This window comes from Methylobacterium tarhaniae (assembly GCF_001043955.1).
GTDB classification, from domain to species: domain Bacteria; phylum Pseudomonadota; class Alphaproteobacteria; order Rhizobiales; family Beijerinckiaceae; genus Methylobacterium; species Methylobacterium tarhaniae.
Genome location: NZ_LABZ01000068.1, coordinates 1 through 24,315 on the forward strand (window position 1 = coordinate 1; position 24,315 = coordinate 24,315).

22 protein-coding genes are annotated in these 24,315 nt (G+C 70.2%); 10 read left to right on the forward strand and 12 right to left on the reverse strand.

Going from position 1 to position 24,315, the window contains the following annotated elements; all coding sequences use genetic code 11:
- Positions 1-32: 32 nt before the first annotated feature.
- Complete coding sequence (locus VQ03_RS10600; RefSeq protein ID WP_048450843.1) at positions 33-1,379, reverse strand: MFS transporter; 1,347 nt, start codon at positions 1,377-1,379, stop codon at positions 33-35.
- A 145-nt stretch (positions 1,380-1,524) separates the two neighbouring features.
- Between VQ03_RS10600 and cyoA the strand changes: the two genes are divergently transcribed.
- The 8 genes from cyoA (at position 1,525) to VQ03_RS10640 (ending at position 10,050) form a co-directional block, all read left to right on the forward strand.
- A complete protein-coding gene (gene cyoA / locus VQ03_RS10605; RefSeq protein WP_048450844.1) occupies positions 1,525-2,622 on the forward strand; it encodes a ubiquinol oxidase subunit II in 1,098 nt (365 codons plus the stop codon).
- A 126-nt stretch (positions 2,623-2,748) separates the two neighbouring features.
- Entirely contained in the window at positions 2,749-4,788 is a 2,040-nt protein-coding gene (gene cyoB, locus VQ03_RS10610; protein WP_048450845.1) for a cytochrome o ubiquinol oxidase subunit I, read from the forward strand.
- 10 nt (positions 4,789-4,798) lie between these two features.
- Positions 4,799-5,428: a cytochrome o ubiquinol oxidase subunit III gene (gene cyoC / locus VQ03_RS10615; RefSeq protein ID WP_048450846.1), complete on the forward strand. Its 630-nt coding sequence runs from the start codon at positions 4,799-4,801 to the stop codon at positions 5,426-5,428.
- Positions 5,425-5,835 carry a cytochrome o ubiquinol oxidase subunit IV gene (gene cyoD, locus VQ03_RS10620; RefSeq protein ID WP_048450847.1) on the forward strand — a complete coding sequence of 137 codons (411 nt, stop codon included), beginning with the start codon at positions 5,425-5,427 and terminating at the stop codon, positions 5,833-5,835. The genes cyoC and cyoD overlap by 4 nt, the downstream gene beginning before the upstream one ends.
- Complete coding sequence (locus VQ03_RS10625) at positions 5,832-6,569, forward strand: SURF1 family protein (protein ID WP_425350056.1); 738 nt, start codon at positions 5,832-5,834, stop codon at positions 6,567-6,569. Before cyoD ends, VQ03_RS10625 begins: the two co-directional genes overlap by 4 nt.
- A gap of 228 nt (positions 6,570-6,797) precedes the next feature.
- Positions 6,798-8,162, forward strand: a complete 1,365-nt coding sequence (locus VQ03_RS10630; RefSeq protein ID WP_083467916.1) for an ATP-binding protein — start codon at positions 6,798-6,800, stop codon at positions 8,160-8,162.
- 1 nt (position 8,163) lies between these two features.
- On the forward strand, positions 8,164-8,700 hold the full coding sequence (locus VQ03_RS10635; RefSeq protein ID WP_048450848.1) for a response regulator transcription factor: 537 nt from the start codon (positions 8,164-8,166) through the stop codon (positions 8,698-8,700).
- A 102-nt stretch (positions 8,701-8,802) separates the two neighbouring features.
- The gene (locus VQ03_RS10640) at positions 8,803-10,050 is read left to right on the forward strand and encodes an acyl-CoA dehydrogenase (RefSeq protein ID WP_048450849.1); all 1,248 of its coding nucleotides are present in this window, start codon (positions 8,803-8,805) and stop codon (positions 10,048-10,050) included.
- Here the strand turns inward: VQ03_RS10640 and VQ03_RS10645 are convergent.
- From VQ03_RS10645 to rpsF, 9 genes are all read right to left on the reverse strand, one after another.
- Entirely contained in the window at positions 10,047-10,517 is a 471-nt protein-coding gene (locus VQ03_RS10645) for an opioid growth factor receptor-related protein (RefSeq protein ID WP_048450850.1), read from the reverse strand. The genes VQ03_RS10640 and VQ03_RS10645 overlap by 4 nt on opposite strands.
- Positions 10,518-10,835: 318 nt before the next feature.
- On the reverse strand, positions 10,836-11,936 hold the full coding sequence (gene sfnG, locus VQ03_RS10650; protein ID WP_048450851.1) for a dimethylsulfone monooxygenase SfnG: 1,101 nt from the start codon (positions 11,934-11,936) through the stop codon (positions 10,836-10,838).
- Between the two features lie 185 nt (positions 11,937-12,121).
- On the reverse strand, positions 12,122-13,372 hold the full coding sequence (locus VQ03_RS10655) for an acyl-CoA dehydrogenase family protein (RefSeq protein ID WP_048450852.1): 1,251 nt from the start codon (positions 13,370-13,372) through the stop codon (positions 12,122-12,124).
- Positions 13,373-13,518: 146 nt separating this feature from the next.
- The gene (gene alr, locus VQ03_RS10660) at positions 13,519-14,616 is read right to left on the reverse strand and encodes an alanine racemase (RefSeq protein ID WP_048450853.1); all 1,098 of its coding nucleotides are present in this window, start codon (positions 14,614-14,616) and stop codon (positions 13,519-13,521) included.
- A gap of 80 nt (positions 14,617-14,696) precedes the next feature.
- On the reverse strand, positions 14,697-16,184 hold the full coding sequence (locus tag VQ03_RS10665; protein ID WP_048450854.1) for a replicative DNA helicase: 1,488 nt from the start codon (positions 16,182-16,184) through the stop codon (positions 14,697-14,699).
- Between the two features lie 272 nt (positions 16,185-16,456).
- Positions 16,457-17,029 (reverse strand): 50S ribosomal protein L9, encoded by a 573-nt coding sequence (gene rplI / locus VQ03_RS10670; RefSeq protein WP_048450855.1) that lies wholly within the window; start codon positions 17,027-17,029, stop codon positions 16,457-16,459.
- 104 nt (positions 17,030-17,133) lie between these two features.
- Entirely contained in the window at positions 17,134-18,084 is a 951-nt protein-coding gene (locus VQ03_RS10675) for a DUF2232 domain-containing protein (RefSeq protein ID WP_048450856.1), read from the reverse strand.
- Between the two features lie 108 nt (positions 18,085-18,192).
- A complete protein-coding gene (rpsR, locus tag VQ03_RS10680; RefSeq protein ID WP_012332436.1) occupies positions 18,193-18,444 on the reverse strand; it encodes a 30S ribosomal protein S18 in 252 nt (83 codons plus the stop codon).
- Positions 18,445-18,447: 3 nt separating this feature from the next.
- A complete protein-coding gene (gene rpsF, locus VQ03_RS10685; protein WP_048450857.1) occupies positions 18,448-18,927 on the reverse strand; it encodes a 30S ribosomal protein S6 in 480 nt (159 codons plus the stop codon).
- A gap of 366 nt (positions 18,928-19,293) precedes the next feature.
- On the opposite strand from rpsF, the gene VQ03_RS30955 reads away from it, so the two are divergent.
- Together VQ03_RS30955 and VQ03_RS10695 are read left to right on the forward strand one after the other, a co-directional pair.
- On the forward strand, positions 19,294-20,295 hold the full coding sequence (locus tag VQ03_RS30955; protein ID WP_053078496.1) for a DUF2336 domain-containing protein: 1,002 nt from the start codon (positions 19,294-19,296) through the stop codon (positions 20,293-20,295).
- A 185-nt stretch (positions 20,296-20,480) separates the two neighbouring features.
- Positions 20,481-22,178 (forward strand): methyl-accepting chemotaxis protein, encoded by a 1,698-nt coding sequence (locus tag VQ03_RS10695; RefSeq protein WP_048450858.1) that lies wholly within the window; start codon positions 20,481-20,483, stop codon positions 22,176-22,178.
- A gap of 168 nt (positions 22,179-22,346) precedes the next feature.
- On the opposite strand, the gene VQ03_RS10700 is transcribed toward VQ03_RS10695, so the two are convergent.
- Both VQ03_RS10700 and VQ03_RS10705 read right to left on the reverse strand, forming a co-directional pair.
- Positions 22,347-23,501 (reverse strand): alpha/beta hydrolase, encoded by a 1,155-nt coding sequence (locus VQ03_RS10700; protein WP_425350057.1) that lies wholly within the window; start codon positions 23,499-23,501, stop codon positions 22,347-22,349.
- A 130-nt stretch (positions 23,502-23,631) separates the two neighbouring features.
- Complete coding sequence (locus tag VQ03_RS10705; RefSeq protein WP_208605496.1) at positions 23,632-24,306, reverse strand: HAD family hydrolase; 675 nt, start codon at positions 24,304-24,306, stop codon at positions 23,632-23,634.
- Positions 24,307-24,315 lie beyond the last annotated feature (9 nt).

A 24,315-nucleotide genomic window follows, 5' to 3' on the forward strand; every position in this document is an offset into this window, starting at 1 on the left:
ATCGCCTGGAGAGGGGATCCCGCGCCGGCGCGTCAGGCCGTCGTGCCGAGCCGCCGGTTGAGCCCGAGCGCGCCGAGCGTGCAGACCGCGCCGGACAGGAGGTAGACGCCGACCCACGGCAGGCCGAGATGGCTCGAGGCGTAGAGCGCGACGAGCGGGGCGAAGCCGGCGCCGACGAGCCAGGCGAGGTCGGAGGTCAGCGCCGAGCCGGTATAGCGGTACTTGGTGCCGAAATTCTCCGCGATGGCGCCCGAGCTCTGGCCGTAGGCGAGGCCGAGCAGCGCGAAGCCGACCACCACGAAGATCGTCTGGCCGGGCATGCTGTCGCCGAAGAGCAGCGGCGCGACGATGCTGCCGAGGGCGAACAGGCCGATCAGCGCGGCGGCGAGCGCGATGGTGGAGCGCCGCCCGATCTGGTCGGCGATCAGCCCCGACATGATGATCGTCATCGTGCAGATGACGGCGCCGGCGAACTGCACCATCAGGAACTCGCCGACCGAGCGGCCGGTGAACAGGTTGATCCAGCTGACCGGGAACACGGTCACGAGGTGGAACAGGGCGTAGCAGGCCAGCGGCACGAAGGCGCCGACCAGGATGCTGCGGCCGCTCGCCCGCACCGTCTCGATGACCGGCTCGGGCTCCAGCTCGTCGGCTTCGAGCAGGCGGCGGAACTCCTCGGTCGCCACGAGGCGCAGGCGCGCGAACAGGGCCACGACGTTGATCGTGAAGGCGACGAAGAACGGGTAGCGCCAGCCGAAGCCCATGAAGTCGGCGTCGGAGAGCTGGAGCTGGAAGAACGCGAACAGCCCGCTCGCCAGCATGAAGCCCACGGGGGCGCCGAGCTGCGGCAGCATCGCGTACCAGCCGCGGCGGTTCTCGGGGGCATTGAGGGCGAGCAGCGAGGCGAGCCCGTCCCAGGCGCCGCCGAGCGCCAGGCCCTGGCCGATCCGGCACATCGCCAGCAGCACCGCCGACCAGTGCCCGATCGTCTCGTAGCCCGGCAGGAAGGCGATCAGGCAGGTCGAGAGGCCGAGCAGGAACAGCGCGATGGTGAGCTTGGTGGCCCGGCCGTAGCGCCGGTCGATCGCCATGAACAGCACCGAGCCGATGGGACGGGCCACGAAGGCGAGGGCGAACAGCCCGAAGGAATACAGCGTGCCGGTCACCGGCTCGGCCCACGGGAAGACCAGGCGCGGGAAGACCAGCACGCAGGCGAGGCCGAACACGAAGAAGTCGAAGAACTCGGAGGTACGGCCGATGATGACCCCGAGGGCGATCTCGCCGGGCGCGACGTGGCCCGGCTCCGACGACGCCAGGCGGGCATCCCGTTCCGGCTTGGAGGAGGAGGCGGCGGCGGGATCCGCCGTGATCGTGGCCATATCGGAATCCTGCTTCGTCACTCTACGAAGGCCCCTTCCTTAGAGGAGAACCGGCCCATCGGGGGCCTGGACAAAACGTCCAATCCCGCGGGGCCCCCGGCGGGCGTACAGGACGGAGGCCGAAAGCTGACCGTCCGGGCTGCCCGTGAGACATTTGCGCCTCCTCCTCGTCCTCCCGCTCGTCCTCCTGACCGGAGGATGCAATCTCGTGCTCATGTCGCCCGCGGGCGACGTGGCGCTGCAACAGCGTAACCTGCTGATCGCCTCCACGGTGCTGATGCTCCTCATCATCGTGCCGGTGATGGCGCTGACCGTCGCCTTCGCCTGGCACTATCGCGAGGGCAACAAGAAGGCGGTCTACGACCCCGATTTCCATCACTCGACTGGGCTCGAGGTGGTGATCTGGTCGGCGCCTCTGCTGATCATCGTGGCGCTCGGCGCGCTCACCTGGCTCGGCACCCACCTGCTCGATCCCTACCGTCCGGTCACCCGCATCAGCGCCTCGAAGCCGATCGTGTCGAGTGTCGGCGACCCGATGGTCTCGGGCAAGCCCCTGGTGGTGCAGGTCGTCGCCCTCGACTGGAAGTGGCTGTTCCTCTACCCGGAGCAGGGCATCGCCTCGCTCAACGAGGTCGCCGCCCCCGTCGACCGGCCGATCGAGTTCCGCATCACCTCCTCCTCGGTGATGAACTCGTTCTTCATCCCGGCGCTGGCCGGCCAGATCTACGCCATGCCGGGCATGCAGACGCGGCTCAACGCCGTGATCAACAAGGCCGGCGACTATGACGGCTTCTCCGCCAACTACAGCGGCGCCGGGTTCTCGCACATGCGCTTCACCTTCAAGGGCGTCGACGAGGGCGGGTTCAACGCCTGGGTCGACAAGGTCAGGAAGGATGGCGGCGGCCTGACCCGGGCCGACTACCTGAAGCTCGAGCGCCCGAGCGAGCGGGAGCCGGTGCGCTACTACAAGGCCGTCGACGCCGACCTCTACGACGCGATCCTCAACATGTGCGTCGACCGCGCCAAGATGTGCATGCACGACATGGCCTCCATCGACAAGCGCGGCGGCGGCGGCCGCGAGGGCCTGCACAGCGTCATGAGCCTCACCTACGACAAGGCCGTCCGCCGCGGCACCGGCGCGACCCAGCAGGCGACCTTCGTCACCGCCCTCTGCACCCCCGCCGACGCCTTCGGCCTCGGCAATGCCTCGGCGGCGTCCGCCGCGACGCCGCGCCTCAACTGAGCATCCTCCGCCGGGGCGGTGACCGCCACGGCGAGGGATGCGGGACCGGGGAGCCGGGCAGGATGGCCCCGCGCCGTCCTGCCCGGCCCCGACCCTGACGAGACTCCCTGCATTCCAGGCTGAGCCATGAACTCCGAACCCAATCCGATCGACACCTACCCGCATTGGTGGCGGCTGCTGTTCGGCCGCTTCACCCTCGAATCCCTGCCGCTCCACGAGCCGATCGTGGTGGTGACCTTCGTCGCGGTCGCCATCGGCGGCCTCGCCGTCCTCGGCCTCATCACCCGCTACAAGCTGTGGGGCGTGCTCTGGCGCGACTGGTTCACCAGCGTCGACCACAAGAAGATCGGGATCATGTACATGGTCCTGGGTCTCGTCATGCTGCTGCGCGGCTTCGCCGACGCGGTGCTGATGCGCTCGCAGCAGGCCATCGCCCATGGCGGCTCCGACGGCTTCCTGCCGCCGCATCACTACGACCAGATCTTCACCGCCCACGGCGTGATCATGATCTTCTTCGTGGCGATGCCGCTGGTCACCGGGCTGATGAACTACGTGGTGCCGCTGCAGATCGGCGCCCGTGACGTCGCCTTCCCGTTCCTGAACAACTTCAGCTTCTGGATGACCACCGGCGGCGTCGTGCTGACGATGATGTCGCTGTTCATCGGCGAGTTCGCGGCGACCGGCTGGCTCGCCTATCCGCCGCTGTCGAACATCGCCTACTCGCCGAGCGTGGGCGTCGACTACTACATCTGGGCACTCCAGATCGCCGGCGTCGGAACGACGTTGTCGGGCGTCAACCTGATCGCCACCATCGTCAAGATGCGGGCGCCGGGCATGTCGATGATGAAGATGCCCGTCTTCGCCTGGACCTCGCTCTGCACCAACGTCCTGATCGTCGCCTCCTTCCCGGTGCTCGGCGCCGTCCTGGCGCTGCTCACCCTCGATCGCTACGTCGGCACCAACTTCTTCACGAACGATCTCGGCGGCAACCCGATGATGTACGTGAACCTGATCTGGATCTGGGGTCACCCCGAGGTCTACATCCTGGTGCTGCCGGCCTTCGGCATCTTCTCCGAGGTGACCTCGACCTTCTCCGGCAAGCGCCTGTTCGGCTACGCCTCGATGGTCTACGCCACGGTCGTCATCACCATCCTGTCCTACCTGGTCTGGCTGCACCACTTCTTCACCATGGGGTCGGGCGCGAGCGTCAACTCGTTCTTCGGCATCACCACGATGATCATCTCGATCCCGACCGGTGCGAAGATCTTCAACTGGCTGTTCACCATGTATCGCGGCCGGATCCGCTTCGATCTGCCGATGATGTGGACCGTCGCCTTCATGCTGACCTTCGTCATCGGCGGCATGACCGGCGTGCTGCTCGCGGTGCCCCCGGCCGACTTCGTGCTGCACAACTCGCTGTTCCTGATCGCGCACTTCCACAACGTGATCATCGGCGGCGTGCTGTTCGGCCTGTTCGCCGGCATCTACTACTGGTGGCCGAAGGCCTTCGGCTTCCGCCTCGACCCGTTCTGGGGCAAGGTCTCGTTCTGGTGCTGGGTGGTCGGCTTCTGGGTCGCCTTCATGCCGCTCTACATCCTCGGCCTGATGGGCGTGACCCGGCGGATGAACGCCTTCCCGGGCACCGAGTACCAGCCGCTCTTCGTCATCGCGGCCTTCGGCGCCGCGCTCATCGCCTGCGGCATCGCCGCGATGATCATCCAGATCGCCGTCAGCATCCTGCGGCGCGAGCAGCTCGCCGACCTCACCGGCGATCCCTGGGGCGGGCGCACCCTCGAATGGGCGACCTCGTCGCCGCCGCCGGCCTACAACTTCGCCTTCACGCCGATGGTGCATGACGGCGACGCCTGGTGGGACATGAAGAACCGCGGCTACAAGCGTCCGCTGGAAGGCTACAAGTCGATCCACATGCCCAAGAACACCGGCGCGGGCGTGATCATCTCCGCCATCGCCACCGCCTTCGGCATCGCCATGGTGTGGCATGTCTGGTGGCTCGCGGTGATCTCCTTCGTCGGCGTGATCGCGGCGACCATCATCCACACCTTCAACTACGACCGCGACTACTACATCCCGGCCGACGAGGTGACGCGGACCGAGGACGAGCGCACCCGCGCCCTCGCCCGGACGACCTCTCCCGCGGTCGCCTGAGGAACCCGCCATGGCACAGGCACAGACGGTCACGGCGAGCGACGCCGAGCTGCACTTCTACGTCGCCGAGGAGCACGGTCACGCCGAGGGCGGGACCATGCTCGGGTTCTGGCTCTACCTGATGAGCGACTGCCTGATCTTCGCGATCCTGTTCGCGACGTACGGCGTCCTCGGGCGGAGCTACGCGGCGGGTCCGTCCGGGGCGGACCTGTTCGACCTCAAGCTCGTGGCGGTGAACACCTCCATGCTGCTGTTCTCCTCCATCACCTACGGCTTCGCCATGCTGGAGATGGAGAAGGGCGACCAGCGCATGACCCAGCGCTGGCTGGCGATCACCGGGGCCTTCGGCCTCTGCTTCATCGGCCTCGAACTCTACGAGTTCGCCCACCTGATCCACGAGGGCGCCACGCCCCAGCGCAGCGCCTTCCTGTCCTCGTTCTTCACCCTGGTGGGGACGCACGGCCTGCACGTCACCTTCGGGTTGATCTGGCTCGTGACCCTGATGGTGCAGGTGCACCAGCGCGGCCTGATCCCGGCCAACCGCCGCCGGCTGCTATGCCTGAGCATGTTCTGGCACTTCCTCGACGTGATCTGGATCGGCGTCTTCACCTTCGTCTACCTGATGGGGTCCCTGAAATGAGCGCCCGCGCTCCCGCCTCCGACGGCGCCCATTCCGGCTCCGTGCACGTCGAGGTCACCCACGATCACCACGAGGCCGGCCACGGCTCCCGGAAGGACTACGTCACCGGCTTCGTCCTGTCGGTGATCCTGACGGCGATCCCGTTCTGGCTGGTGATGGCCGAGGTCTTCACCGATCCCCGGGTGACCTCCTTCGTCATCATGGCCTTCGCGGTGGTGCAGATCGTGGTCCACATGGTCTACTTCCTGCACATGAACGCCCGCTCGGAAGGCGGCTGGACCATGATGGCGCTGATCTTCACCCTCGTGGTGGTGATCATCGCGCTCTCGGGCTCGCTCTGGGTGATGTACCACCTCAACACCAACATGATGCCGATGTCGCCGGGCGACATGCGCAACATGCCGTGACGACGATCCACGACGATCTCCCATCATCGGCCGGGGCGGCGTCGCCCCGGTCCACGAAGCGCCTCGCCCTGGTGGCGTTCTCGCTGCTGGCGACGGCCTTGTTCCTCGCCCTCGGGATCTGGCAGGTCGAGCGCCGGGCCTGGAAGCTCGACCTCATCGCCCGCGTCGAGGCGCGCCTCGACGCCGCCCCGGCCCCGGCGCCCGGTCGGGCCGCGTGGCCGGGCATCTCCCGCGACGCCGACGAGTACCGCCGCGTCACGGCATCCGGCCGCTTCCGTCCCGACCGGGCCGTCCGCACGATGGCGGTGACCGAGAAGGGGGCCGGCTCATGGCTCCTCGTGCCCCTCGTCACCGAATCCGGCGACACGATCCTGGTCAATCGCGGCTTCGTGCCCTCCGACTGGCAAGGGCCGGCCGGGAACGGGGAGGGGACCGTGACGGTGACCGGCCTCCTGCGCCTGCCCGAGCCCGGCGGCGGCTTCCTGCGCAGCAACGATCCCGCCCATGACCGCTGGTATTCCCGCGACGTCGCGGGAATCGCGGCGGCCAAGGGCCTCGGCCCGGTGGCGCCCTACTTCATCGACGCGGATGCCTCCGGCAACCGACCGGGCGAGCCGGTCGGCGGGCTGACCGTGGTGGCGTTCCGCAACCATCACCTGATCTATGCGCTGACCTGGTTCGGGCTGGCGGCGATGGCCGGCTATGCCGCCTATCGGGCGTCGCGGGAGCGGTGAGCAGGTCGATGGGCTCCGGACAAGGCGCGCGAAAAGCCCTCCCCCCTCTGCGGGGGAGGGTGCCCCGCGGAGCGGGGCGGGAGAGGGGCAGCGCGACGCTGATCCAGAGGGAGACCGTCACCCCTCTCGCGACCCCTCCGGAAGCGTGGTTCCCCTCTCCCGGCGCGCTTCGCTCGCCATCCTCCCCCGCGGAGGGGGAGGGGTCCGCCGCGCGCGAGCGGTGACGGTATGACCGACTGGCCCGACCTGCGCCGCATCGCCCGCACCACCCTCGTCACGGCCGCGCGGCACCTCGGCATCGGCACCCTGGCGGGCCTGGGAGAACCAGGTTCGCCCGAGGACGATGACGGCGGGCGCCAGAACCTCCTGCTGCTCGTGCAGCTGCGCTGGATCGCGGTGGCGGGCCAGGTCGTCACCATCGCGGTGGCGCAAGTGGGCCTCGGCATCGCGCTGCCGCTCGGGCCCATGGCGGTCGTGCTGGCCGGGCTCGTGATCCTCAACCTCGTCAGCCTCGCCTGGATCGCCCGCGGGGGCGGCGTGACCGAGGGCACCCTCTTCGTCGCCCTCCTCCTCGACGTCGTGGCGCTCACGGTGCAGCTCTCCCTGAGCGGCGGCGCCACCAACCCGTTCACCTCGCTGTTCCTGCTCCAGCTCACCCTCGCGGCGGTGCTGCTGAGCAGCCAGGCGACGATCGGCCTCGTCGCGCTCACCACCGCGGCGCTCGGCGTGCTGATGCTGGTCTATCGGCCGCTGGTGCTGCCGCCGGGCGACAGCGGCGAGTTGTTGCGGCTCTACCTCGTCGGCATGCTGGTGGCCTTCGTGATCGACGCGGCCCTGATCGCGGTGTTCGTCACCCGGATCTCGCGCAACCTGCGCCGGCAGGATGCCCGGCTCGCCTCCTTACGCCAGCGCGCGGCCGAGGAGGACCACATCGTCCGGATGGGGCTCCTCGCCTCGGGCGCGGCGCACGAGCTCGGCACCCCGCTCTCCTCGCTCTCGGTGATCCTCGGCGACTGGCGCCGGATGCCGGAACTCACCGCCTCGCCCGACATCGCCCGCGAGATCGAGGAGATGCAGGAGGCGGTCGGGCGCTGCAAGGCGATCGTGACCGGGATCCTGCTCGCGGCCGGAGCCGCCCGCGGGGAGGCGCCGCACCTCACCACCGTGCGCGGCTTCGTGACCGAGCTCGTCGGCGACTGGCGGCGGATGCATTCCTGCTTCTGCCTGGAGGTTCGCGACGAGTTCGGCGAGGATCAGGAGATCGTCTCCGACACCGCCCTGAAGCAGGTGGTGTTCAACGTCCTCGACAACGCCTTCGACCTGTCGCCCAACTTCGTCGAGCTGGCGATCCTGCGGGAGGGCGACACCCTGCGGCTCTCCGTCACCGATCGCGGGCCGGGTTTCGCGCCCGAGATGCTGGCGCGGCTCGGCCAGCCCTATACATCGAGCAAGGGCCGACTCGGCGGCGGGCTCGGGCTCTTTCTCGTCGTCAACGTCGTGCGCAAGCTCGGCGGCACGGTGGAGGCCCGCAACCGCAGCTATGGAGGCGCCGTCGTGACCATCTCCCTGCCGCTCTCCAGCCTGACGGTCTGAGATGGCCGAGGACGACCGCCTGCTCGTCATCGTCGAGGACGACGACCGCTTCGCCGCCACCCTGACCCGCTCCTTCGAGCGGCGCGGCTACACGGTGGTGAGCCTGACCGGCCTCGGGCCGCTGGAGGCGCTCCTCGCCGAGCGCACGCCGACCTACGCCGTCGTCGACCTGAAGCTCAACGGCGAATCGGGCCTGGCCTGCGTCAAGGCCCTGCACGACCACGATGCCGGCATCCTCACGGTCGTGCTCACCGGCTATGCCAGCATCGCGACGGCCGTCGAGGCGATCAAGCTCGGCGCCTGCCACTACCTGGCGAAGCCCGCCAATACCGACGACATCGAGGCGGCCTTCTCCAAGGCGGAGGGCGACGTCGACGTCTCCCTCGACGGCCGGCCGACCTCGATCAAGACGCTCGAATGGGAGCGCATCCACCAGACCCTGGCCGAGACCGACTTCAACATCTCGGAGACCGCGCGCCGGCTCGGGATGCACCGTCGCACGCTCGCCCGCAAGCTCGACAAGCAGCAGGTGAAGTAGGTCGTCCGCCGCATGGCTGGCGCGTGCGGAATGCGGTTTCGCGTCCTGGCGGAGCCGGCGGACCCGGGGTAACGTCCCGGCCGAAATGCCAGGAGGAAACGCATGAACGCCCCGTCCGCCGCGGTCGCCACCCAGACCAACCTCAGCCCGGCCAAGCCGCTCGAGGGCGCGCGCGGCGCCTTCCGGTGGGACGACCCCTTCCTGCTCGACGACCAGCTCACCGACGACGAGCGCCTGATCCGCGATTCCGCCCGCAGCTTCGCCCAGGAGCGGCTGCTGCCCGGCATCGTCGAGGCCTATGCGGAGGAGAAGACCGACCGCTCGCTGTTCAACGCGATGGGCGAGCTCGGGCTACTGGGCGTCACCCTGCCGGAGGAATATGGCTGCGCCGGCGCGTCCTACGTCGCCTACGGCCTCGTCGCCCGTGAGGTCGAGCGGGTCGATTCCGGCTACCGCTCGATGATGAGCGTGCAATCCTCGCTCGTCATGTACCCGATCTACGCCTACGGCGACGAGAACCAGCGCAAGACGTACCTGCCGAAGCTCGCCACCGGCGAGTTCGTCGGCTGCTTCGGCCTGACCGAGCCGGATGCCGGCTCGGATCCCGCCGGCATGAAGACCCGGGCCGAGAAGATCGACGGCGGCTACCGCCTCTCGGGCGCCAAGACCTGGATCTCGAACGCCCCCATCGCCGACGTGTTCGTGGTCTGGGCGAAGTCGCCCGCCCACGACAACCAGATCCGCGGCTTCATCCTGGAGAAGGGGATGAAGGGGCTCTCGGCGCCGAAGATCAAGGGCAAGCTCTCGTTGCGCGCCTCGGTCACCGGCGAGATCGTGATGGACGGCGTCGAGGTGCCGGAGAGCGCGCTCCTGCCCAACGTCTCGGGGCTCAAAGGTCCGTTCGGCTGCCTCAACCGGGCGCGCTACGGCATCTCCTGGGGCGCCATGGGCGCGGCGGAGGATTGCTGGCACCGGGCGCGGCAATACACGCTCGACCGCAAGCAGTTCGACCGGCCGCTCGCCCAGACCCAGCTGGTGCAGAAGAAGCTCGCCGACATGCAGACCGAGATCGCGCTCGGCCTCCAGGGCAGCTTGCGCGTCGGCCGCCTCTTCGACGAGGGCCGGATGGCGCCGGAGATGATCTCGCTGGTCAAGCGCAACAATTGCGGCAAGGCGCTGGCGATTGCCCGCGAGGCGCGCGACATGCACGGCGGCAACGGCATCATGGGCGAGTACCATGTGATGCGCCACGCCCAGAACCTCGAGACGGTGAACACCTACGAGGGCACCCATGACGTCCACGCCCTGATCCTGGGCCGGGCGCAGACCGGGTTGCAGGCGTTCTTCTAAGCCTCGACTGCCCGCCGCCAGTAATCCAGGCTCTCCGGGTTCACCGGAGAGCCTGCCGTCTCGTTGAGGCGGAGGATGGCCGCGTGGAAGGCCTCGGCCTCGTCCCGTCCGGCGAGGTCACGCAGGGCCGTGAGGATTCGGGTGATGCGCAGGTGGTTGTGGTCGAGGGCCGTGAGCCACCCGTCGGTCCCGGCATAGAAGCGCAGCATCCGGTCGCGGGCGGCCAGGAGCCCGGCCTGCGCCGCCGGATCGGCCCGGATCGCGGCCGCCTCCGACGCCCCGAGCACGGGTGCCCCCGGCACCGCCCGGCTCGGCTCCGATAGGGGGAACAGCCACTGGATGACGTCGTGCACGCCCTCGATGCGGGCATCGTCGAAGGCCAGCACATCGGCGAGGCTGCGTCCGCGTCCGTCGCGGCCGCCGCCGGTGAGGAAGGCGTGGATCGGTCCCGCAGGCGCCTCGGCCATGTTCGCCTCCCGCTCTCTTCCTTCCGATCTATGGCCGGGCGGCGCCGTCGTGCAAGCGAGTCTGCATCGCTGGCGGACGCCGCCGCACGGGCGGTCGGCGCCGGGGATCGGCCGGAGAGGGGCCGGCTCTGTCAGCACCCGCGCCAAGTCCTCCACCACGGCGAGGGCCCGCACGGCGGCGAACGAGAGACGAAGCACCGCCGTCCAGGAGTGGAGCAGGGCCCACGGCCGGGCCGCCGTTTCAACGGCTTGAGGATCGGGTCAGCTCCGGCCCGGTCGATGACATGGCACCTCGTCATCGCGGGCCGGGCTTCGTGATCACGCCGCCGCCCGCCGCTCGGCCCGTGCCGCCTCCAGCGCCCGCACCCGCGGGATCACGTGCTCGCCGAAATACCGGACCTCCTCCTGGAAGTGCAGGAAGCCGAGGAGCGCGAGGTCGGCACCCGCATCCTTGAGCGCCAGGATCCGCTCGGCGATCTGGTCCGGCGTGCCGATCAGGTTGGTGCGGAAGCCGTCATTGTACTGCACCAGATCCTCGAAGGTGGAATTCGCCCAGTTGCCCTCGCGCTCGGGCGAGGCGGCGCCGGCATTCTTCGCCTCGTGGCCGAAGGCGCGCACCGCCTCCGGGTCGGCCTGGTCGATGATGTCCTTCAGGACGGAACGGGCCTCCTCCTCGGTGTCGCGGGCGATCACGAAGGCGTTGACGCCGATCTTGACGTGGCGCCCCTCGGCCTGCGCCTTGTGGCGGATGTCGTCGACCTGAAGGCGGATGTTCTCCGGCGTGTTGCCGTTGGTGAAGTACCAGTCGGAGACCCGGGCCGCCATGTCCCGCGCCGCCCGCGACGAGCCGCCCTGGAAAATCTCCGGCAGGGGCTCGGCCGGTTTCGGTTTCAGGGTGTAGTCGCTGTAGCGGTAGAAATCGCCGCGGAATGTGAAGTTGTCTTCCGTCCAGATCCCGCGCAGGGAGCGGATGAACTCCTCCGAGCGGCGATAGCGCTCGTCGTGGTCGAGCCAGGGCTCCCCGATCGCCCGGAACTCGCCCGAGAACCAGCCGCTGACGATGTTGACGGCGATGCGCCCGCCGGTGAGCTGCGAGATGGTCGCCACCTGCTTTGCCGCCAGCGTCGGGTTCCACGGTCCTGGCAGGATCGCGGCGATGACCTTCAGCGTGTCCGTGGCGGCGAGCAGCGCGTGGCTGAAGGCGACCGATTCGTGCTGGTACTCGGCGCCGTAGCCGGCGGTGAAGCGGATCTGGGTCAGGGCGTAGTCGAAGCCCGCCTTCTCGGCGATCCGGGCCAGCTCGCGGTTGTAGTCGCCGTCCCAGCCCGTGCGCTGGGGAATCTTGCTGACGACGAGGCCGCCGGAGACGTTCGGCACCCAATAGGCGAAGCGGATCGGATCGGGGTTTTGCTGCGTCATGGCGGATCCTCGCTCGTCCGTGATGAAGAAGAGCCGGCGCCATTTGAGAAAATGGCGCGGAAGACCACAAGTATCGGAGGTCCATTCCGCGCCGTCAAAAGCATCGTCGTGCTTTTTTGATGCCCGTGCGGGAAGCCCGTCCTCAGGACCGGGCGTCCCGCGCGGATGTTCTTCTTTTCGCGCGGTCAGGCCTTGGGCCGCTCGCGATTGCCGTACTGCGCCAGCTCCAGCCGGGCGATCGAGCGATTATGGACCTCGTCCGGCCCGTCGGCGAGGCGCAGGGTCCGGATACGCGCGTAGGAATAGGCGAGGCCGGCATCGCTGCTGACGCCGGCGCCGCCATGGGCCTGGATCGCGTCGTCGATGACCTTCAGCGCCATGCGCGGGGCCGCGACCTTGATCATCGCGATCTCGAGCTTGGCGCCCTTGTTGCCGACCTTGTCCATCATGTCCGCCGCCTTGAGGCAGAGGAGGCGGGTCATCTCGATGTCGGTGCGGGCCTCGCCGATGCGCTGCTCCCAGACCGAATGGTCGGCGATGCGCTTGCCGAAGGCGACGCGGCCGAGCAGGCGCTTGGCCATCTTCTCCAGCGCCTCCTCGGCGACGCCGATGGTGCGCATGCAATGGTGGATGCGCCCGGGCCCGAGGCGGCCTTGCGCGATCTCGAAGCCGCGGCCCTCGCCGAGCAGCAGGTTCTCGGCCGGCACCCGCACGTCGTTGAGGATCACCTCGGCATGGCCGTGCGGCGCGTCGTCGTAGCCGAAGACCGGCAGCATCCGCACCACCTCGATCCCGGGCGTGTCGAGGGGCACGAGGATCTGCGATTGCTGCTGGTGCAAGGGGGCGCTGGTGTCGGTCTTGCCCATCACGATCGCGACGGCGCAGCGCGGATCGCCGACGCCAGAGGACCACCATTTGCGGCCGCTGATGACGTAATGGTCGCCGTCGCGGCGGATCCGGGTCTCGATGTTGGTGGCGTCCGAGGAGGCCACGTCCGGCTCGGTCATCAGGAAGGCCGAGCGGATCTCGCCCGCCATCAGCGCCGTGAGCCAGCGCTCCTTCTGCGCCCTCGTGCCGTAACGGTGCAGCACCTCCATGTTGCCGGTATCGGGCGCCGAGCAGTTGAACACCTCGGAGGCCCACTGGATCCGGCCCATCTCCTCGGCGCAGAGCGCGTAGTCGAGGTTGGTCAGGCCCGCGCCGCGAAAAGCGCCGTCGTCGTGCTCGGGGGAGGGGGGCAGGAACAGGTTCCACAGGCCCGCCTCGCGGGCCTTGGGCTTGAGCCGCTCGATCACCGGCACCGGCTGCCAGCGATCGGTGCCGAAGGCCTCCATCTCGGCCTTGTAGGTCGGCACGGCCGGGCGGACATGCTCGTCCATGAAAGCCCGGACCCGGTCGCGCCAGTGGCGCTGCCGCTCGGAGAGGGTGAAGTCCATGCGCGAATCCTCCCGTCGCCAGGGTCTCTCGCGCCCCGGCCGTCCCGGGCATGAGCCTAGCGCCAACCGGGCGCGAGCAAAACCGTCTTTTCGAAAGGCGTGGGAGGAACGCGCCGTGCCGGCTCCGTACCGGATTTTCGAAGGTCTCAGTCCCGATAGACCCGCTCGTAGCGCCGGCCGAGATTGGTCAGGATCTCGTAGCCGATGGTGCCGGCGTTGCGCCCCACCGTGTCGAGGTCGAGGCCGTCGCCGATCAGGGTCGCGGGCGCGCCGCGGCGCAGGGCGTCCTGCGGCGCCTCGGTGACGTCGAGGATGATGAGGTCCATCGAGACGTTGCCGGCGAAGGGGCAGCGCACGCCGCCGACCACGGCCTCGCCGCGGCCCGTCGAGGAACGCGGGTAGCCGTCGGCGTAGCCGATCGACAGGGTGGCGAGGCGCCGGGGGCCGTGGGCCGTCCAGCGGGCATTGTAGCCGGCGGTCTCGCCGGCCGGGACCTCGCGGACCTGGAGGATGCCGGCGTCGAGCCGCACCACCGGGTGCATCGGGTTGTCGCGCCCGGGCCGCGGGTTGCCGCCGTAGAGGGCGTAGCCCGGCCGCGCCAGGTCGGCGCGGCAGGAGGGCAGGAAGTCGCCCGAGGAATTGGCGAGCGAGGCCCGGATCCCCGGATAGGCGTCACGGACCTGCGCGAAGGCCGCGGCCTGACGGTCCGTGAGGGGATCATGCTCGACCTCGGCGCTGACGAGGTGGCTCATCAGGAGGTCGATGCCGGCTTCCGCCACGATGGGATCGCCGGCGAGCGCCAGCCCCTCCGGCACCGACAGGCCGAGGCGGTTCATGCCGGTATCGACGTGGAGCGCCGCCGGCCGGGTCACGCCCTCGGCCCGGTTCGCGGCCGCCCACTCGGCGACCTCGTCGCGAGAACCCAGCACCGGCCGCAGGCCGGCCGCCCGGTAGGCCGGCGCGCTGCCGGGCGGGAAACCGTTGAGCACGTAGATCGCCGCGTCCGGCAAGGCCTGCCGGGCGGTCAGCCCCTCCGAGAGGTGGGCGACGAAGAAGGTGCGGCAGCCCTCGCGCCACAGGGCCGGGGCCGCCCTGGCGATGCCGCAGCCATAGGCGTCGGCCTTGATGACGGCCGCGGTCTCCGGGCACTCCGCGGCCTTCGCGAGGATCCGCCAGTTCGCCCGCAGGGCCGACAGGTCGATGGTGAGGCGGCCGCCATGGCCGATGGGGCTCGATTCGCTCATGCACCCGGTCTACTGCCCGAAAGGGGGAGGAGCCAAGGGCTCGGCGAGGCGCCGCCTGACCGAAAGTCAGGCAGCGCGCCTCACATCGTATCGGGCAGCCGGTCGCCCTGCGCCAGGTTCGAGAACCGCGTGATCTCGGCGTCGAACTGGAGCTCGACCGTGCCGGTGGGGCCGTGGCGCTGCTTGCCGAGGATCACCTCGGCCTTGCCGTAGACGCGGTTCATCTCGGCTTCCCAGGTGAAGAACTCCTCCGTGCCCTCGCGCGGCTTCTTGTTCTTGACGTAGTATTCCTCGCGGAAGACGAACATCACCACGTCGGCGTCCTGCTCGATCGAGCCCGATTCGCGCAGGTCCGAGAGCTGCGGCCGCTTGTCGTCGCGGGCCTCGACCTGGCGCGAGAGCTGCGACAGGGCGATGATCGGCACCGCCAGCTCCTTGGCGAGGGCCTTCATGCCGGTGGTGATCTCGGTCATCTCCTGCACCCGGTTGTCGCCTTTCTTGGACGAGCCCGACAGGAGCTGGAGGTAGTCGACGACCAGGAGGTCGAGGCCGCGCTGGCGCTTGAGCCGGCGGGCGCGCGCCGCGAGCTGCGCGATCGAGATGCCGCCGGTCTGGTCGATGTAGAACGGGATCGTCTGCATGTCCCGGGCGGCGTCGGTGATCTTGTAGAACTCCTCCGGCCGGATGTCGCCGCGGCGGATCTTGTAGGAGGCGACGCCGGATTGCTCGGCGATGATGCGGGTGGCGAGCTGCTCGGCCGACATTTCGAGCGAGAAGAAGCCGACGATGCCGCCGTTCTTGGTCGCGATCGAGCCGTCGGGCTGCTTCTCGCCGACATAGGCCTTGGCGATGTTGAAGGCGATGTTGGTGGCGAGCGAGGTCTTGCCCATGCCGGGGCGTCCGGCCAGGATGATCAGGTCCGAGGCCTGGAGGCCGCCCATCTTGGCGTCGAGGTCGGACAGGCCGGTGGCGATGCCCGACAGCCGCCCCTCGCGCTGGTAGGCCTTGGCCGCCATGTCGACCGCCGCCGTCAGGGCGTCGGAGAATTTCTGGAAGCCGCCGTCGTACTTGCCGGTCTCGGCCAGCTCGTAGAGCCGGCGCTCCGTCGCCTCGATCTGCTCGCGCGGCGATGTCTCGACCGGGGCCTCGTAGGCGCCGTTGACCAGGTCCTCGCCGATGGTGATCAGGCGCCGGCGCAGCGCCAGGTCGTAGATCGTGCGGCCGTAATGCTCGGAATTGATGACCGTGGTCGCCTCGGCGGCGAGCCGGGCGAGGTACTGGCCGACCGTGAGGCCGCCGAGATCGGCATCGCCCAGATAGGTCTTGAGCGTGATCGGGCTCGCGAGCTTGCCGGCCTTGATCAGCGTGATCGACACCTCGTAGATCCGCCGGTGCACCTCCTCCATGAAGTGCTCGGGCAGCAGGAAGTCCGACACCCGGTAGAAGGCGTCGTTGTTGACCAGGATCGCGCCGAGCAGCGCCTGCTCCGCGTCGATGTTGTGCGGGGCGACGCGGTATTCCTGCTGCACGGGTTCGAGGTTCGCCGTCAGGGTGCTGGGAATGGCCATCCGGCGGGGCTCCGGCTTGTCGAGGGGGGCGGCACGGGTCGGGGCGACCGCGTGTCAGATCATAAAGGCTGCGGCGACCATCGCACCGCCATCGTTGACCAAACCTTGACCGGGGGGCCGCGGATGGCCGTTCAAAACGACGACGGGGCCCGCGACTCGCGCCGCGGACCCCGCCATGCTGGAACAAAATGGGAACAAGTCAAGCCCGGTCCCCGGGCTTGTCCCCGCTGTCCCGGCTATCCCGCCCAAGGGACGGGAGAGCCGTGGACGGATCAGCGGTCGCTGTCGGCGTCCGGGCCGGCCTCGGCCAGGGCGGCCCCGACCTCGAGGCCGAGGTCGTCGAGGTTGAACTCCTCGCGGGTGGTGGTCGACTCGCCGCGGGCCTGGCGCTCGGCCTCCTCGGGGCTGCGGGCGACGTTGACGGTCACGCTGACCTCGACCTCGGGGTGCAGCACCACCGGGACATTGTGCAGGCCGAGGGTCTTGATCGGCTGCGCGATGCTGAATTGGTCGCGGTTGATGGTGAAGCCCTCCTGGGTCACCACCTCGGCGAGGTCGCGCGGGGAGACCGAGCCGTAGAGCACGCCGGTCTCGCCGGCCTGGCGGATCAGCACGAAGCTCTTGCCGTTCAGGGTCTCGCCGACCTTCTCGGCCTCCGAGCGGCGCTCGAGGTTGCGGGCCTCGAGCTGGGCGCGCTGGTCCTCGAAGCGCTTCTTGTTGGCCTCGGTGGCGCGCAGGGCCTTGCCGCGGGCGAGCAGGAAGTTGCGGGCGAAGCCCGGCCGCACCTTCACGGTCTCACCCATCTGGCCGAGCTTGGCCACGCGCTCGAGCAGGATCACTTCCATGGTCGTCGTCCTTTGCTGTGAGGCCTCGTCGGCCTCAGGGTGTGATGGCGGAGCGTTCCGCCGTCGGGGAACCGGATCGCCTGGGCGGCCCGGGGATTTAAAGCTCAGGCCACCGGAGGAGCCTGGGCCGGCCGGCGCCGCCCGGTGAGGGCGTCGACGAGGCCGAAGAGGGTGAGGGCGGCGAGCGCCAGCCCTTGCGTCAGGAAGACCAGCACGTAGAGGCCGATCAGCAGCGGCGTGCGGCCGGGCTTGCCCCGGCTGCGGTCGTGGAGCGCCGCCAGGCCTTGCAGGGCGAGGGCGGCCGAGAGGGCGCCCAGCAGCGCGACCCCGAAGGCGCCGGCATAGCCCGGCGCGAGCGCGAGCACGCCGCCGATCGCCAATCCCCACAGGGCCCGGCGCGGCAGGGCGGTGGCGGGCAGGTCGGGCCAGGGCCGGGCGAGGCGGCCGGAGATCTGCACCACCCGGGCGCCGGCCCAGAGATAGAAGGTCAGGAGCAGGGTGAAGGTCGTCGCCATGATGGCGGGGGCGAGGCCGGCGACCCGCTCGGCGATGCGGGCGAGGTCGTCCTCCTCCAGGCCGGCGCCCCGGGACGGGGTCTCCTGCATCTGGAGCTGCAGCATCGCCCGGGCGAGGCGGCGGACCCGCTCCTGGTAGGCGGCGTGGTCGCCGGAGGACAGCATCACCACGACGACGAGGGCGATGGCGGCGGTGACGGCGACCCAGGCGAGCAGCCGGCCGGTCGGGTACCATTCCATCTCGCCGGAGGCCTTCGGCCGCCCGAGGAGCGCGAGATAGCCGAGCCACCAGGCGGGCAGGGCGGTCGAGACCAGGAAGGCGAGGCCGCGCAGCGGCGAGGAGGCGATCGCGAGGGCGAGCGTGCCGGAGGCGGCGGCCACGAGGCCGGTCCGGTGGCTCCAGCCCATCGCCACGATCAGGATCGGCAGCGGGGCGAGCAGGTAGAGGGCCAGCGCGAGCGGCGTCGCCTGGACGACGACCCCGATCAGGAGCGCCGAGGCGAGGCCGGCGACGACGCCGATGCCGGTATGACGAACCATGGGGAACCCGTCCGCTGTCCCGCCGCCCGTCCCGGGCAGGGTTAGAGGCGATGGAGGACCGCCCCAGCGACCCGGCGGCACGAGGCCGCCGGGTTGTTGATCAGAGGATTAGCGGATCACGTAGGGCAGGAAGCCCAGGAAGCGGGCGCGCTTGATCGCCTGGGCGAGCTCGCGCTGCTTCTTGGCCGACACCGCGGTGATGCGCGAGGGCACGATCTTGCCGCGCTCGGAGACGTAGCGCGAGAGCAGCTTCACGTCCTTGTAGTCGATCTTCGGGGCGTTGGGGCCCGAGAACGGGCAGGTCTTGCGCCGACGGAAGAACGGACGACGGCCACCGCCGCCACCAGCACCGAAAGCCATGGCTTACTGCTCCTCGTTCGTGTTGCGCTCGACGCGCTCGGGGCGCTCGGCCCGCTCCGGACGGTCGCCGCGCTCGGGGCGATCACCGCCGCCGAAGCCGCCGCCGAAGCCGTCGTCGTCGCGGCGACGGCCGCGCTCGCGGTCCTTGCGCTCGTCGCGGTCGCGCTTCTGCATCATCGCGGACGGCTCGGTCTCGAGCTCCTCGACGCGCACGGTCATGAAGCGCAGCACGTCCTCGGAGATGCGCATCTGGCGCTCCATCTCGGCGAGGGCCGCCGGGGGAGCGTCGATGTTGAGGAGGGTGAAATGCGCCTTGCGGTTCTTGCGGATGCGGTAGGCGAGAGACTTCACGCCCCACATCTCGGTCTTCTCGACCTTGCCGCCGTTCTGCTCGATGACGGACTTGTAGGTCTCGATCATCGTTTCGACCTGCTGCGAGGTCACGTCCTGGCGAGCCAGGAACACATGCTCGTAGAGAGCCATGATGGGCCTTTCTCAGGGAGACTGAGGCCCGCTGCACGACAACGCGGGAAGCGGTTTCGGGCGTCGGGCCGGTTCGTCCTCGCGTCGCACGGCGCCAAGCCCTTCGAGCCTGCAAAGGCCCGAGCGGTTGTTCGAAGGCGGAGACACGGGACGACGGGGCGGACCCCAACGTCGGGCTGGAAAGCCCGACGCCGTCCGTTCAGCCCCCGGCCGGAGCGAACGCGAGGCGCGGCCTATAGCAGGTTTTCGCGAGAGGGCAAGGGGTGCCGCTCCGCAGACGGGCCCGGCGCTAAGGCCGGCGTAACCATCGCGGCCCTAGGCTGCCGCAACGTTCGCTCCGAACTCCCTGCCAGGATTGCTTGCCCGATGGCCTCGGCCGCGGCCTCCCGACTGATTCCGCCGAGCGCCGCCGCCGCGCTCGCCGACCTCGTGGAGGAGGCCGAGCGGGTCGCCGACGCGGCGCGGGCCCTCGACGGCGTCGCCGACCTGCTGGTGGCCCGGGCCGACGATCTCTCGGGCCTGCAGGTCGGCGCCTTCGACGAGGTGATGACGGTGCTCGCCGAGGGCGCCGGACCCGCATCGCTCGGGCGGCTCGCCCGGCGGGTCGGCGCGCTGCCCCGGCCGCCGCGCAAGCTGGCGCGGCGCCTCGCCTGCGATCCCGAGGCGAGCGTCGCGGTGCCCGTGCTCGCGCGTTGCGCCGCCCTGCCCGAGGAGGTGCTGCTGCACGTCGCCCGCAGCCGCGGCCCCGTCCATCTCGCGGCCATTGCCCGGCGCGAGACGGTCGCCGCCCGGGTGGCGGACGTGCTGGCCGACCGGGGCGACGAGGCGGTCATGGCGATGCTCCTCGCCAATCGCGGCGCGCAGCTCTCGCTCTCGGCGCTCACGGTCCTGTCCGAGCGGATGCAGGACCGGGGCCGCCTCGCGGCGGGGCTGGCCGCGCGCCAGGGCCTGCTGCCGCGCCAGCGCGACGCGCTCCTGCGGCCCGCCGCCCGCTCCGGCCCGTCGCGCCGCGCCGCCGAGGCGGTGGCCCTGCGGATCCGGCTCGGGCTCGACGAGGCCGACCTGCGCCACTGGCTCGCGGATGGCCGGGTCGCCGAGGCGCTGATCGGCCTCGCCCATCTCGCCGGCTGCCCGGCCGAGCGGGTGGAGGCCGCGCATCGCGCCGCGGGCTTGCGGGCGCTCGCCCTGATCGTCCGCGCGGCGGACCTGCGGCTTTCGACCCTCGGCGCCTTCCTGCGCGCCCGCCCCGGACCGGCCCCGACGCCGGAGGCGGCGGGCCTCGCCGTACAGGTCCATCGCACCGTGACGGTGGCGCGGGCCCGGACGATGGTCGCCGAGCCGCCGGAGGCGGGCACGGCCGCTGTCTGAACTATGATGTGTCAGATCATCTCTGCGGACCAAGGCTGCAGAACTATTTTACATCAGATCCGTCTGGTGTTCCCATGGCAAAAACGCTTTCACGGTGTGCAGGTCGAGTTTCTATTCGGCGCTTTCATCATTGTTAATTATTTTTGGCAACGAACGGGTGCAATACATAGCGTTAGGTCAATCCGATGAAATTCCTCCGCGACGCAAGCATCCTGATCAAGGCTGTGTTGCCGCTCCTGATCGTCGCGGCCGTGGCGGGCGGGCTCGTCTCCTACGCGCGGTCCAACCTCTTCGGCTTGGCCGCGCAGACCCGCGAGATCGTCGGATCGGAGATGGTGCGCCTCCAGCTCATCCTGGCCGTGCGCATCGACATGAACGAGGCGGCACTCCTGAGCCGCAACATGGTTCTGGAGACCGGCGCGGAGCAGATGGCCGGCTACCATACGCGCTATCGAGCTGCGGCGAACGCCGCCCTCGCCAGCGCCGACGCGCTGATCGCCAAATCCGACATGCCGGACCGGGCGACGATGAACCAGAGGTTGCGCGATACCCTGGTCGAGTTCTTCGCGCGTTCCGAGCACGCCAACGCCCTGGCGCTGAAGAACGAGAATGCGGAGGCCGGCCGGCTGATGCGCGGCGACATCGCGGTGGTCCGCAGGACGGTCAACGAGGTCGTGCGGGCACGCACCGATCTCCTGACGGCGGAGCTCAAGCAGGCGAGCGACAACGCCCAACGGGCCGCGTCCGAGGCCGGGACGGTGCTCGTCGCGTCGGCGGTCCTGGGGCTGGCCGCCGCCTTGACGATCGCCGCGCTCATCGTCGTCCGCGGCATCACGCGCCCGCTCGGCAGCCTGGTCGGCGTCCTCCAGCGCATGGCCCGGGGCGATGCGGATGCGGCGATCACGGAGGCGGCGCGCGGCGACGAGATCGGCGCCGTCGGCCGCGCGGTCGAGGGCATCAAGGTGATGGTCGCCCGGACCGCGGCCGAGCAGGCGGAGACCCGGCGCCTGGCCGACGCCGCGGCCGCGGCCGAGCGCAAGCGGGCGGTGGCGGAGATGGCCGACGGCTTCGAGCGCGCCGTCGGCGGGATCGTCGGCCAAGTCTCCGCCTCCGCGACCGAACTGCAGGCCACCGCCGGCACCATGACCACGACGGCGACGCAGACGGTGTCGCAAGCGTCCATGGTCGCGGCCGCGGCCGGGGAGGCGGCCGCCAATGTCGGCACGGTCGCGGCCGCTGCCGAGGAGCTGGGAGCCTCCGTCCAGGAGATCGGGCGCCAGGTCCAGGGTTCGGCCAGCCTCGCCCAGGCGGCGGTGGACGAGGCGGACCGAACCGGTCATCTCGTCGAGGCGCTGAAGGCCACCTCCGCCCGGATCGGTGACATGGTGGGGCTGATCTCCTCGATCGCCGGGCAGACCAACCTGCTCGCCCTCAACGCCACGATCGAGGCGGCGCGCGCCGGCGAGGCGGGCCGCGGCTTCGCGGTCGTCGCCGCCGAGGTCAAGGAGCTCGCCAATCAGACCGCCAAGGCCACCGAGGCGATTGCTGGCCAGATCGGCGAGATCCAGGGCGTGACCGACCAAGCGGTTTCGGCCATAGGGGCGATCACCGGCCGAATCCGCGAGATCAGCTCCGTTGCGAACTCGATCGCCTCGGCGGTCGAGGAGCAGGGCGCGGCGACCCAGGAGATCGTCCGCAACGTCTCCCAGGCCGCGACCGGTACCGCCGAGGTCACCGGCACCATCGCCGGGGTGGCGCAGGCCTCCGAGGAGACGGGCGCGGCGGCGAGCCAGGTGCTCGCCGCGGCCTCCGAGCTGTCGCGGCAATCCGAGCACCTCTCGGCCGAGGTCGGCCGGTTCCTGGGCAGCGTGCGGGCGGCGTGAGCGGAGGGCGGCGTCTCCGCCTGCGCTTCGGAGCGCGTTCGATCGGCCCGATGGCCGTTGTGTCATCCGACCCCCGTCATCCCGGGCTCCGCTGTCGCGGCCCCGGGATGACGCGGAGGGTGTCAATTCGAAGTCAAACAAGGCCAAGCCGAACGAGCGTTCACGCCCTCACGGCTTCTTCGCCGCCGTCCCCAGATGCTTGTCGAGGAAGGCCGCGATCTCGGTGAAGACCTCCCGGGTCTCCGGCGCGTCGGCGTTGAACAGGTACTGGGCGTGGCTCATGCCCTCGAACACCTGCAGCGAGGCCTCGACCCCGGCCTGGCGCAGCTTGCGGTGGGTGCGCACGGTGTTGGAGAGGAAGAGGTCGCGGGTGCCGGTGGTCAGGATGGCGGGGGGCAGGCCGCGCAGGTCGCCGTAGATCGGCGAGAGCTGGGGATCGCGCAGGTCGTGGCCGGCGGCGTAGAGCTTGGCCGCGTGGGTCAGGTAGCCGTCATAGGAGACCAGCACGTTGTCCAGCCACTCGTTGGCCTTGTAGCTGTCGCCGGTGTCGGTCAGGTCGGACCAGGGCGTGCCGGGCGCGATGGCGGCCGGGAGCGGCAGGCCCTCGCGCTTGGCCCGCAGCATCAGGGCGAGCGTCATGCCGCCGCCGGTCGAGGTGCCGAACACCGCCATGTTCTCGGCCGGCTGCAGGGCGAGCGCCGCCTTCCACACCGCCATGGCGTCGTCCATCGCCGCCGGATAGGGCGCGTCCGGGGGCATGCGGTAGTCGAACGAGATCACCGTGAAGCCGCCGAAGGCGGCCATCAGCACCGCCTCGACGGTGCCGGCCTCGCCGGGGTTGTAGACGTAGCCGCCGCCGTGGATGTGGATGAGCAGCCGGTGGCGGTTGCGCTCGGGCACCTCCTTGGGGGCGATGATCCAGGCCTTGACGCCGCCGATCACCTCCGGGGTCGAGACCACGCCGAGGCGCTCGCGCAGGGCCGGCAGGGGCGCGGCGGTCTGGGCCGCGAGCTTGGCCACCAGCGCCTTCCACTCCGCCGCGCTGCCCGGATCGGCGTTCCAGGCCGGGCTGCGATAGGGCGCGGCGATCGCCGCCTGGAATTCGGGGCTCACCGTGCCCGGCACCGGGATGCGCCGGCCCGGCACGGTGCGCGGGCCGGGCGCGGCGTTGGCGGCGGCCTGCGCCGCCTCCAGGCGGGCGAAGTCCGACGCGTCGGCGTTCGGCGCCGCTTGCTGCTGCTGCGCGACGGCGCCGACCGGCAGGGTGGCGGCCAGGACTAGGGCGGCCAGGAGCAGGGCGGCGAGACGACGCGGGCCGGGCAAGGGATGCGATCCTGTCAGCATGGGGAGCGGCACGATTCGCACGGCCATGCCCATCCGGCAAGACATCCTCATCCAGCAAGCAAGACATCCTCATCCAGCAAGACGGCGCCTCGCCCCGGCGGCGCCCGGCTTACGGCAGCCCGCGCCGCAGGGGCGAGCGGTCGTAGCCGTCGAGCAGGTCCTGCGGGTCGCGGTAGATCGCGATGCAGCCGGCCTCGCCGAGCTGCGCCTCCGGGAAGCCGCCGCACAGGACGCCGATCGCCGGCAGCCCGGCCTTCCTCGCGGCCTCGGCGTCGTAAGGCGAGTCGCCGATCACCACCGCCTGGCCCCGGTGCGGGTGGCCGAGCCGCTTCAGGGCCGCCTCGAAGATGTCCGGATGCGGCTTCGAGCGCTCGGCCTCGTCGGAATTGGTCGCCACGTCGACGAGGTCGCGGATGCCGGCGATCTCCTGGTAGCGCTCGACCTCGTCCGCCTTGCCCGAGGAGGCGAGCGCCAGGACGTGGCCTTCCGCCTTCAGCCGCTCGAACAGGGCCCGCACGCCGGGAAACGGCCGGACCTTCGGCAGGTATTTGTCGGTGAACAGCCGCGAACGGAATTGCTCGATCGTTTCGCCCTCGCGCTCCAGGCGCTCCTTCGGCACGAAGACCGGCATCAGCTGGTCCCCGCCCTTGCCGATCTGGGTGCGGACCTCGCCCGGCGGAACCGTGATCCCGAATTCGCGAAAGGCCTCCGCCCAGGCCTCGGCGTGCAGGTCGACGCTGTCGAGCAGGGTCCCGTCGATGTCGAAGATCAGGTTCCGGATCATGGCGGGCGC